This is a genomic window from Schaalia turicensis ACS-279-V-Col4 (assembly GCF_000296505.1).
GTDB classification, from domain to species: Bacteria; Actinomycetota; Actinomycetes; order Actinomycetales; family Actinomycetaceae; genus Pauljensenia; species Pauljensenia turicensis_A.
On the sequence record NZ_JH815209.1, the window covers coordinates 692285 to 700340 of the forward strand.

At 54.4% G+C, this 8056-nt stretch carries 3 protein-coding genes and 3 rRNA genes; all 6 read right to left on the reverse strand.

What is annotated here, in order from left to right; translation table 11 throughout:
• Positions 1-5: 5 nt before the first annotated feature.
• On the reverse strand, positions 6-1187 hold the full coding sequence (locus tag HMPREF9241_RS06805) for a metal ABC transporter substrate-binding protein (RefSeq protein WP_006681552.1): 1182 nt from the start codon (positions 1185-1187) through the stop codon (positions 6-8).
• A 172-nt stretch (positions 1188-1359) separates the two neighbouring features.
• Positions 1360-1917: an NADPH-dependent FMN reductase gene (locus HMPREF9241_RS06810; RefSeq protein ID WP_006681553.1), complete on the reverse strand. Its 558-nt coding sequence runs from the start codon at positions 1915-1917 to the stop codon at positions 1360-1362.
• A 262-nt stretch (positions 1918-2179) separates the two neighbouring features.
• Positions 2180-2380 carry an Rv0909 family putative TA system antitoxin gene (locus tag HMPREF9241_RS06815; RefSeq protein ID WP_006681554.1) on the reverse strand — a complete coding sequence of 67 codons (201 nt, stop codon included), beginning with the start codon at positions 2378-2380 and terminating at the stop codon, positions 2180-2182.
• A 323-nt stretch (positions 2381-2703) separates the two neighbouring features.
• Positions 2704-2820, reverse strand: a 5S ribosomal RNA gene (rrf, locus tag HMPREF9241_RS06820).
• A gap of 109 nt (positions 2821-2929) precedes the next feature.
• Positions 2930-6050, reverse strand: a 23S ribosomal RNA gene (locus HMPREF9241_RS06825).
• Between the two features lie 334 nt (positions 6051-6384).
• Positions 6385-7927 (reverse strand): 16S ribosomal RNA (locus HMPREF9241_RS06830).
• Together the 16S, 23S and 5S rRNA genes form the textbook arrangement of a ribosomal RNA operon.
• Positions 7928-8056: the final 129 nt, after the last annotated feature.

An 8056-nucleotide genomic window follows, 5' to 3' on the forward strand; every position in this document is an offset into this window, starting at 1 on the left:
ATTGCCTACTTCAAGTTGTCTGGAAGCTCGGCCGGAGTGCCATCCCAAGCAGTGACGATGGTCGTGACGTTGTGGATGATTGAGCCGGTGTAGGTTTCTCCCGCGGATCCTGCCGGTCCCAAGGAATCGCCGTATAGGGCGTCGTCGCCAATGATGGCTTTCACACCGGCTAGTTCAGCGATCTTCTCGATTGACTTTGAATTGTTCGAGTTTTCGGCGAAGAGCGCTTTTGCTCCAGAGTCGATGACGGTCTGGGCGGCTTCCTGAATGTGTTCAGCGGTCGCGTCCTGCTGTTCATTGAAGTCAGATAGGGCCGAGCCGATGAAGTCGATCCCGTAGTCCTTGGAGAAGTAGCCGAACGCATCATGTGACGAGAAGAGAATGCGCGAGTCTGCCGGAACGCTATTGATCGAGTCTTGGACCCACTGGTCAAGGTCGCGCAGTTTGTCGGCGTAAACGCTGACACTTTCTTCAATTCCTGCGGCGGAGTCGGGGGCTACTTCTTTGAGGAATTCACCAATGTTGGCAACTTGAACAGCTGCATTCTTTGGGCTTGTCCACACGTGGGGATCGTAGACAAATTCAGGTTCCGTTTCGCCTTCTGCTGGCGGGAAGGGCCACTTGCGCACCTCGACCTTTTGGGTGCCTCGTTCGATCGTGTAGGGCAACGAATCGTCTTCGGTGATGGCTTGCGGGTCGGTTACTTCTTTGCTGGTCAGAATGCCACTGGTGACGCCCATCGTTCCTTTGAAGCCGGATGCTTCAATTGCACGATCGAGGAAATGCTCGAGGTCAACTCCGGATACAAGGAGCACGTCTGCTTTGGCAAGTGCTGTCGCTTGCGAGGGAGTGAGCTCATGTTCGTGAGCTGATGCGTTGGGGGCAAGAAGGCAGGTGAGTTCGAGTCGCGTTTGGTTCGTGGCATCTTCACTACCAATTGTGGTCTTTTGTCCGTCTGCGCCTGTTTTCTCGAGGACGAGGCCTGCCGTCGCTGGCGCGCCGGCAGCGATCTGCGTGACATAGTCACAGATTTGGGTTGTGGTGGCAACGATGCCGACTTTTCCATGCTCCGTTCCGCTATTCGCGCTGGCGTTGGATGCGTCGTGGTTGGCGCAACCGGCAAGAGCCAGACCGAGCACACTGGTAAGTGCCGCTCCTTGGAAAATACGGGTATTTGAGCGATGCATTGATTAAGACTCCATTTTCATGTACAGTTTCGGGCACCCGAAACTGTACATGAGAACACCTTAACTTGCAACATCCCAAGTTTATTGAGGTACTCCTATAGCACCTTGCTCTAGAAAACCATGTGGGGGGTGGACCATTCGACCCATCCCCCACAAAGCTAAGAGCTATTGGTCAGCGAAGAGGTGCGAGAGCGTCCGTGCGCGCAACCATTGCCGCAACCATGTCCTGAACCTCGTTGTCATGATGCGCGCCCGGCTTGAATTCCGACATGTTTTCAAAGTCGGTAATGAGCGAAAGCGAAACCTGCTGAGTGACCATCGTAGCTTCGAAGTTCGCCAGAATCTGACGCAGGTGTTCAACCTGACGGACACCACCGCTGAAGGAGTAGCCGACGAAGCCGACACCCTTATTCGCGAGAGCCTTGGGCTCAAGGAAGTCGATAGCGTTCTTCAGAGCGCCAGGAATTGAGTGGTTGTACTCCGGAGAAACAAAGATCAGTGCATCGTAAGACGAAACCGTTTCGCTGAACTTTGCGCCACCAGGATCCTGCGGGGTAGCCATTGCAGGCGGCATCGGCTCAGCGAAAAGGGACATATTGAAGGAAGCAATGTCAATAACATCAGCGTTGACACCTTCAACAGTATTCGCTTTGTCGACAACCCACTGAGCAACAGATGCGCCAAGGCGGTTCGGACGGACGGTGCCAAGAATAACGCCAAGACGGGTCATGATAAACTCCCTAAGACTATTTGAACTCTCAACTACTATATACTTATTTCAATCTTCAATCAACGTCACGTGAGGTACGTTCAGACACTGCAAGAACCTTCTGGATCCCTCAGTGATTCAATGCGCCTACGAACTAATGACAGAATGGTCGACGCGGTAGCCAAAACCAACGAACGTACGCATTGAGTGAGCCAACATTCAAGGGACGGTCGTAGACAAAAGGTGGGCTAGAGTTTCCTCTAGCCCACCTTTTAACGTTGAATCATTCACCGATCTTGTCGTCAACAACGTCGCGAGCTGCGTCAATCTTGTCGTCAAACTTACCGCCGGTAGCTGTCTTGGCTACATCTGCAACCTTATCCAGGATGCCGTCGGTGTTTTCTTCGGTCATCATACCTTTGGCAGCGTCGGTGGCCTGGTCCTTGAGTTCTTCGGCCTTGCCCTTGAGATCGTCGAGGTTCATTGTTTCTCCTTGTATTAAGAACGATGTCGTGTTCAGTCTACGAGAACCTTGAAGGTTGCGCAGCATATAACGACGACTCACTGCTTACAATGAGCGACAATACGAGAGATACTAGGGGCCAACAGAGCACACTGGGAGAACGCTCAATTGCAGAAGGGGCCCATCAACACCGCCTTCTCAGATGGGCACGTGCAACAGTGGCGCCCCGACAAGTACCCGCAGGCGAACATCTTGAAAGAGCGACAGCGCAAACCATCTTCGCGCTTTGTGCACAGTAGTAAACCCCTTGGAGGGGTGCTCCAAGGGGTTTACGTGAGTTAAAATTGCGGCGGTGTCCTACTCTCCCACACTCTGTCGGGTGCAGTACCATTGGCGTTTGTGGGCTTAGCTTCCGGGTTCGGAATGTTTCCGGGCGTTTCCCCACTACTATGACCACCGCAAAAATGGTCACTCGCTTGTGTTGTCCACTCCCCCTTGCTGGGGGTGTGGGTTGAGTGTGATTCGTATAGTGGTTGTAAGCAGTCTTACTTTTGGTTGCCTTTTTGTGGTTTCGTGTAGTGTCGGCCAATTAGTACCAGTCGGCTCGCGAGCACATTGCTGTGCTTCCACCTCTGGCCTATCAACCCGCTAGTCTGGCGGGGGCCTTCACACCATTACTGGTGTTGGAAACCTCATCTTGGAGCAGGCTTCCCGCTTAGATGCTTTCAGCGGTTATCCCTTCCGAACGTAGCCAACCAGCCGTGCACCTGGCGGTACAACTGGCACACCAGAGGTTCGTCCATCCCGGTCCTCTCGTACTAGGGACGGGCCTCCGCAAGTTTCCTACGCGCACAGAGGATAGGGACCGAACTGTCTCACGACGTTCTGAACCCAGCTCGCGTACCGCTTTAATGGGCGAACAGCCCAACCCTTGGGACCAACTCCAGCCCCAGGATGCGACGAGCCGACATCGAGGTGCCAAACCATGCCGTCGATATGGACTCTTGGGCAAGATCAGCCTGTTATCCCCGGGGTACCTTTTATCCGTTGAGCGACCACGCACCCACGTGCCATGGCCGGATCACTAGTTCCTGCTTTCGCACCTGCTCGACCCGTCGGTCTCACAGTCAAGCTCCCTTGTACACTTGCACTCGCCACCTGATTACCAACCAGGCTGAGGGAACCTTTGAGCGCCTCCGTTACTTTTTGGGAGGCAACCGCCCCAGTTAAACTACCCACCAGGCACTGTCCCCAACCCGGATTACGGGCCGAGGTTAGATGACCGCGTGAACCAGAATGGTATTTCAACGACGACTCGACAAGAGCTGGCGCCCCTGCTTCACAGTCTCCCACCTATCCTACACAAGTCCAAGCGAACACCAATACCAAGCTATAGTAAAGGTCCCGGGGTCTTTCCGTCCTTCTGCGCGTAACGAGCATCTTTACTCGTAATGCAATTTCACCGAGTTCATGGTCGAGACAGCGGAGAAGTCGTTACGCCATTCGTGCAGGTCGGAACTTACCCGACAAGGAATTTCGCTACCTTAGGATGGTTATAGTTACCACCGCCGTTTACTGGGGCTTAAATTCAAGCCTTCACCACCCGAGGGTGGTTGAGCCTTCCTCTTAACCTTCCAGCACCGGGCAGGCGTCAGTGCGTATACATCGTCTTACGACTTCGCACGCACCTGTGTTTTTGATAAACAGTCGCTTCTCCCTATTCTCTGCGACCCCACAACGCACACACCCAGAAAAAGGGGGGACGTCACAGGGTCCTCCTTATCCCGAAGTTACGGAGGAATTTTGCCGAGTTCCTTAACCATGATTCACTCGAACGCCTCGGTATACTCTACCTGACCACCTGAGTCGGTTTAGGGTACGGGCGCGTCATGCCCTCACGTCGAGGCTTTTCTTGACAGCTTAGGATCACCACCAGACACCCCAAAAGGGCACCCCCATCAGTCCTCACCCTACATGCCTACCGGATTTACCTAGCAGACGGGCCACAACCTTAGACACACACAACCATCGGTGCGCGGCAGCTACCTTCCTGTGTCACCCCTGTTAACACGCTTACCTACAACAATCAGGATCCCACAACACCCAAGCTGATCAAACCCGAAGGAATGAACAGTCCAGATGCGGGTGGTTAGCATAAAAGCTTCAGTATTTGGCGGTCACAACGCGGTACCAGAATATCAACTGGTTGTCCATCGACTACGCCTGTCGGCCTCGCCTTAGGACCCGACTAACCCAGGGCGGATAAACCTAGCCCTGGAACCCTTAGTCAATCGGCGGACGGGATTCTCACCCGCCATTCGTTACTCATGCCTGCATTCTCACTCCCACACGCTCCACCAACCGTTCCCAGCAGGCTTCACCGCACGCAGGACGCTCCCCTACCCACCCACACAACCTGAGGCAGGTCCCCTGCCCAGGCTCTTTCATGTGTGAGTGCCACAGCTTCGGCGGTACGCTTAAGCCCCGCTACATTGTCGGCGCGAAACCACTTGACCAGTGAGCTATTACGCACTCTTTCAAGGATGGCTGCTTCTAAGCCAACCTCCTGGTTGTCACCGCGATCTCACATCCTTTCCCACTTAGCGCACACTTAGGGGCCTTAGCTGATGATCTGGGCTGTTTCCCTCTCGACTACGAAGCTTATCCCCCGCAGTCTCACTGCCATGCTCAACCTAATGGCATTCGGAGTTTGGCTGACGTCAGTAACCCATAGGGCCCATCGGCCATCCAGTAGCTCTACCTCCACCAGGCAACACACAACGCTGCACCTAAATGCATTTCGGGGAGAACCAGCTATCACGGAGTTTGATTGGCCTTTCACCCCTACCCACAGCTCATCCCCCAGGTTTTCAACCCTGGTGGGTTCGGTCCTCCACACAGTCTTACCTCTGCTTCAACCTGGCCATGGGTAGATCACCCCGCTTCGGGTCCAGAACACGCGACAAACGCCATATTTCAGACTCGCTTTCGCTACGCATACCCCACACGGGTTAAGCACGCCACGTATCACTGACTCGCAGGCTCATTCTTCAAAAGGCACGCCATCACCCCACAAGGCTCTGACGGCTTAAAGGCACACGGTTTCAGGTACTATTTCACTCCCCTCCCGGGGTACTTTTCACCATTCCCTCACGGTACTATGCACTATCGGTCATCAAGAAGTATTTAGGCTTACCAGGTGGTCCTGGCAGATTCACACGAGATTTCACGAGTCCCGCACTACTCGGGCACCTATCCCACCTACGCATGCAACAGTCCATCTACACGACTATCACGCACTCCGGTCCGCTATCCCACACGGTTCAACTACCATCACACACGCAAGCCCCTCCCCGGCAGAGAAGAGACGAACAAGCCCCACAACACCGCACACGCAACCCCCGCCGAGTATCACACGCACACGGTTTAGCCTCCTCCGCTTTCGCTCGCCACTACTCACGGAATATCTTTTCCTACGGGTACTAAGATGTTTCACTTCCCCGCGTTCCCCCCACCACCCTATACACGTTCAGATGATGGTAACCAAGCACAACCCTGGTTAGGTTCCCCCATTCGGACACCCTCGGATCAAAGCTCGCTCGCCAACTCCCCGAGGCATATCGCAGGCCGCAACGTCCTTCATCAGCTCTTGATGCCAAGGCATCCACCGAATGCCCAACAAAACTAAACAAAACCACACAACAAGAAAATAAAGATGCTCACAACCACTATACAAATCACAAACAACCCACCACACACACCACCACCCCCCAAACACCCCACAAACACAGGGCGCAACAAAAAAGAGAGGCGGCAACATGCGAGCCAAAACGCTCAAACGGTGTTGAACGTGAACCCGACAGCGTGTCTGCTTCCATGGAGCTTGCACCCCTGTTTTCCACTAAAAACACCCACGCACCCACACCCACCAAGAAAAACCCTCGGTGAACACATGCGAGCACAAGAAACACACACCACACACACTCACGTGCCATGATGCGCATCCCCAAAAACGGGCTCCCTAGAAAGGAGGTGATCCAGCCGCACCTTCCGGTACGGCTACCTTGTTACGACTTCGTCCCAATCGCCAATCCCACCTTCGACCACTCCCCCCGGAAAACCGGTTAGGCCATGAGCTTCGGGTGTTACCAACTTTCGTGACGTGACGGGCGGTGTGTACAAGGCCCGAGAACGTATTCACCGCAGCGTTGCTGATCTGCGATTACTAGCGACTCCACCTTCATGGGGTCGAGTTGCAGACCCCAATCCGAACTGAGACTGGCTTTAAGTGATTCGCTCCACCTTACGATATCGCAACACTCTGTACCAACCATTGTAGCATGCGTGAAGCCCAAGACATAAGGGGCATGATGATTTGACGTCATCCCCACCTTCCTCCGAGTTAACCCCGGCAGTCCCCCACGAGTCCCCACCATAACGTGCTGGCAACATAGGGCAAGGGTTGCGCTCGTTGCGGGACTTAACCCAACATCTCACGACACGAGCTGACGACAACCATGCACCACCTGCACACCCCCAACCAAATGCCACCACATCTCTGCAGCGTCAGGGTGCATGTCAAGCCTTGGTAAGGTTCTTCGCGTTGCATCGAATTAATCCGCATGCTCCGCCGCTTGTGCGGGCCCCCGTCAATTCCTTTGAGTTTTAGCCTTGCGACCGTACTCCCCAGGCGGGGCACTTAAAGCGTTAGCTACGGCGCAGAAACCACGGGTGGCCCCCACACCTAGTGCCCAACGTTTACAGCGTGGACTACCAGGGTATCTAATCCTGTTCGCTCCCCACGCTTTCGCTCCTCAGCGTCAGTAACGGCCCAGAGACCCGCCTTCGCCACCGGTGTTCCTCCTGATATCTGCGCATTCCACCGCTACACCAGGAATTCCAGTCTCCCCTACCGCACTCAAGTCAACCCGTACCCACCGCACGCCCCCAGTTAAGCCAGAGGATTTCACGGCAGACGCGGCCAACCGCCTACAAGCCCTTTACGCCCAATAATTCCGGACAACGCTCGCGCCCTACGTATTACCGCGGCTGCTGGCACGTAGTTAGCCGGCGCTTCTTTACCCACTACCCTCACCACAACCCAAAGCTGCGGCTTGACCATGAGCGAAAAAGGTTTACAACCCGAAGGCCTTCATCCCTCACGCGGCGTCGCTGCATCAGGCTTGCGCCCATTGTGCAAAATTCCCCACTGCTGCCTCCCGTAGGAGTCTGGGCCGTATCTCAGTCCCAATGTGACCGGTCACCCTCTCAGGCCGGTTACCCGTCAAAGCCTTGGTAGGCCATCACCCCACCAACAAGCTGATAGGCCGCGAGCCCATCCCCCACCAGAAAAAACCTTTCCACCCACCAACATGCGCCAATGAGTGAATATCCAGTATTAGCAGCCGTTTCCGACCGTTATCCCAAAGAAGAGGGCAGGTTACTCACGTGTTACTCACCCGTTCGCCACTAATCCACCCCAACAAAGCTGGAGCATCATCGTTCGACTTGCATGTGTTAAGCACGCCGCCAGCGTTCGTCCTGAGCCAGGATCAAACTCTCCGAACAAAAACATATCCAGAAAAAACCAACCACCAAAACGCGGCCAGCCAATCCCAACAATAAAAACAAACTCAAAAACAAAAAACAGGCATAAAAACAAACACACTATCGAGTTCACAAACAACACCCACACAC